This window comes from Rhodoferax sp. (assembly GCF_014859475.1).
In the GTDB taxonomy this organism is placed as follows: domain Bacteria; phylum Pseudomonadota; class Gammaproteobacteria; order Burkholderiales; family Burkholderiaceae_C; genus Rhodoferax.
Window position 1 is genome coordinate 1 of sequence record NZ_JACUUE010000248.1, and the last position, 3,246, is coordinate 3,246.

Annotated in this window: 4 protein-coding genes; all 4 read left to right on the plus strand. The window is 57.6% G+C overall.

The features are described from left to right. The first annotated feature begins 268 nt into the window (after positions 1-268). The gene (gene xseA / locus IBX54_RS13830) at positions 269-1,543 is read left to right on the plus strand and encodes an exodeoxyribonuclease VII large subunit (RefSeq protein WP_367141851.1); all 1,275 of its coding nucleotides are present in this window, start codon (positions 269-271) and stop codon (positions 1,541-1,543) included. Positions 1,544-1,599: 56 nt separating this feature from the next. Beyond that, entirely contained in the window at positions 1,600-2,181 is a 582-nt protein-coding gene (locus IBX54_RS13835; RefSeq protein ID WP_296543240.1) for a Fe-Mn family superoxide dismutase, read from the plus strand. 241 nt (positions 2,182-2,422) lie between these two features. Continuing rightward, positions 2,423-2,701, plus strand: coding sequence for a YlcI/YnfO family protein (locus tag IBX54_RS13840; protein WP_296543241.1), 279 nt, complete (start codon positions 2,423-2,425; stop codon positions 2,699-2,701). Next, positions 2,701-3,018 carry a type II toxin-antitoxin system RelE/ParE family toxin gene (locus tag IBX54_RS13845; protein WP_296543242.1) on the plus strand — a complete coding sequence of 106 codons (318 nt, stop codon included), beginning with the start codon at positions 2,701-2,703 and terminating at the stop codon, positions 3,016-3,018. Before IBX54_RS13840 ends, IBX54_RS13845 begins: the two co-directional genes overlap by 1 nt. Positions 3,019-3,246 lie beyond the last annotated feature (228 nt).

Consider the following 3,246-nt stretch of genomic DNA (forward strand, 5'->3'; position numbering starts at 1 on the left):
CCTTTTTTGAGGCGTGGTCGCGGGCTTGAGAGTTGCCCACAATTTCTGTGGATAACTTTGTGGGTAATTACCCTGATATGCATCTTTTGCTGACGCGTGTTTAGATATGTAACAGCTTGATTACAATTTAAGCAGTAAAAAAGCTAATTAAATCAATGATATTCACCGAAAAATCTTACACAGTTGCTAGCTTTTTTGATTTTTTGGTCTCTGCGCCAAACTGTGGGCAATTCACTATCGTGTTGCTAGCGGCAGGTGCTTTGGCATGATGGCTGAGCTGACTTTACCGCCTGGTTCTGGCACGGTTTGGTCGGTGGGTGCGCTGTGCCGTGCCATTGCCGATGCGCTGCAGGCCCGCTTTAACCCGGTGACGGTGCGCGGTGAGTTGTCCGGGTTTTCACGCGCTGCCAGCGGCCATTGTTATTTCTCGCTCAAGGATGCCTCTGGACAATTGCGCTGTGCCATGTTCAAGCGTGCCGCCAGTGGGCTTGACTTTGCACCGCGCGACGGCGAACTTGTCGAAGTTCAAGGGCGCCTGGGTGTTTATGAGCCGCGTGGCGACCTGCAGTTGATTGTGGAGGGCATGCGCCGCGCTGGCCAGGGCAGCTTGTTCGAAGAGTTCCTCAAGCTCAAGGTCCGGCTGGAAACGCAAGGGCTGTTCGATGCTGCCCGCAAGCGTCCATTGCCGGTGATGCCGCGTGCCATCGGGCTGGTGACCTCGCTCGGCGCGGCCGCCCTGCACGATGTGGTTACGGCCCTGCAGCGGCGCGTGCCGCACATTCCGGTGGTGCTGGCGCCGGCATCGGTGCAGGGTGCCAACGCGCCAGCCGAGTTGCGGGCCGCGCTGTCTGCCTTGTACCAGCTCAAGTCCCAGCCGATCGATGTGATTCTGCTGGTGCGCGGTGGCGGCGCGCTGGAAGACCTTTGGGCCTTCAACGACGAAGCGCTGGCGCGGCTCATTGTGCAAAGCCCGGTGCCCATCATTTGTGGTGTCGGCCACGAGACCGACTTCACCATTGCCGACTTCTGTGCCGACCTGCGCGCGCCCACGCCCACGGCAGCAGCCGAACTGGTGGCGCAGCCCCGCGACGCCTGGCTGGATGCGCTCGATGCAGCGCAGCGGCGCCTGAGCGATGCCGTGCTGCGCCAACTCGACCGCCAGGGCCAGCGGCTTGACCGGGCTGTGGCACGCCTCGGGCGGCCGTCCGAACGCCTGGCCAGCCAGCGCCTGCGACTGGCGGCCAGCGCCCATGGCCTGCAAAGCATGGCACGGCATTTTTTGCAAACAAAAGAGCAACACCAGCAGCGTCTGGCAACCCAATTGCCCACGGCACTGCAGCGTGCCTGGCAACAACAGGCACAGCGCCTGGAGCGGGCTGGCCTGCGCCTGAACCTGCTCGACCCGCACCTGGTGCTGGCGCGTGGCTACGCCATGTTGTCCGACGAGCAAGGCAACACCCTTGCCAGCTGCCAGCAGACCGCGCCGGGCCAGGCCGTTACCGCTACCCTTGTTGACGGCACGGTTGATTTGCGCGTGGTGTAAGCTGCCGGCTGAAAGTTTTTACAATTTCATTTTTGCAACTCAACACCGAGGATCACATGGAACACACTTTGCCCGCCCTGCCTTTTGCGATGGATGCCCTGGCACCGCATTACTCCAAGGAAACGCTGGAATACCACTACGGCAAGCACCACAACGCGTATGTGGTCAACCTCAACAACCTGCAAAAAGGCACCGAGTTCGAGAGCATGGACCTCGAGTCCATCGTCAAAAAATCCAGCGGTGGCATCTACAACAACGCCGCCCAAATCTGGAACCACAGCTTCTTCTGGAATTGCCTGACGCCCAATGGCGGCGGTGAGCCGACCGGCGCGCTGGCAGCTGCCATCAACGCCAAATGGGGCTCTTACGCAGCGTTCAAGGAAGCATTTGTCAAGAGCGCCGTGGGCAACTTCGGCTCCGGCTGGACCTGGCTGGTGAAAAAGGCCGACGGCTCGATTGACATCGTCAACATGGGTGCGGCCGGCACTCCCTTGACCACCGGTGACAAAGCGCTGTTGACCGTGGACGTGTGGGAACATGCCTATTACATTGACTACCGTAATGCGCGTCCCAAGTACGTTGAAACCTTCCTGAGCAATCTGGTGAACTGGCGTTTTGCCGAAGCCAACTTTGCCTGAGCGCGAGTTTTCTTCCCAACAGAAAAAACCACCTGCGGGTGGTTTTTTCATGGCAGCAGGATACCCTGTGCGCGAGTCGCCGTAACACCGCTGAGCGGCTCAAGCTCACCGCCACCAACTTTTGGTCTGATGACACTGAAGGAGAGGTCTATGCCGCAGTTGTTGACGTTGCCACCCATGTGAACCGGCCACGCAAGCCTACCATTCTTGATGTGAATTGCAATCGCAATACAATGCCGCGATGAAAACCGCAACCATCCCCCCCATTCGCGTCGCACCTGAGTTCAGGATCGAAGTTGAAGGTGTCCTCGAACAAGGCGAAACGCTTTCACAATTCGTCGAAAACGCCGTACGTCAAACGGTTTTGAAGCGCAAGCATCAAGCTGAATTCCTGCGTCGGGGCATCACAGCCATCGAGGAAACAAAGCGAGCAGGTGGCGGCATTGCTGCGGAGGTTGTGGTTGCCAAGCTTGAAGCCAAACTGGCGGCTGCGCGTCGAACCCAGTCTCAGCACCATTGATGATTTATACCGTTCAATTCAGTGCCGCTGCCGACGAAGACCTGGAGAGGCTTTTTGATTTCATTCTTCAACGTGAACAGGGCAGTGAGGCTGGTGATCTTGACATTCCCGAGAAGGCGCTACAGGCCATCAAAGAGGGCATAGGCTTTTTGGGGTCATCTCCATTTGCCTGTCGCAAGCTTGGGGAGAGTCCTTTTATCCGAGAGCTCGTGATCACTTTTGGGCGCTCAGGCTATGTGGCACTTTATGAAATAGTCGATGACAGCACCGTCATCATCGGTGCGATTCGTCACCAACGGGAAGATGATTACCACTGAATCAACCAATCGTTGCTGATGTGGCTGCCATCGAAATCAACACCTGCTGACCTTCAGAGGCAGAGATCAACGGCCGGTTTGGATGGGTCATTTCGGCAAGTTGACTGGCCGTTCCGGGTTTGATCTTGAGGATGGTGGGTGCGTCGTACAGTTTTCCAGGTCTTTACCGGCTTCAGACCCGTTGGAGCCAGTCACGACAGTCAGCTTACGGGTTGTCCATTTCGACTC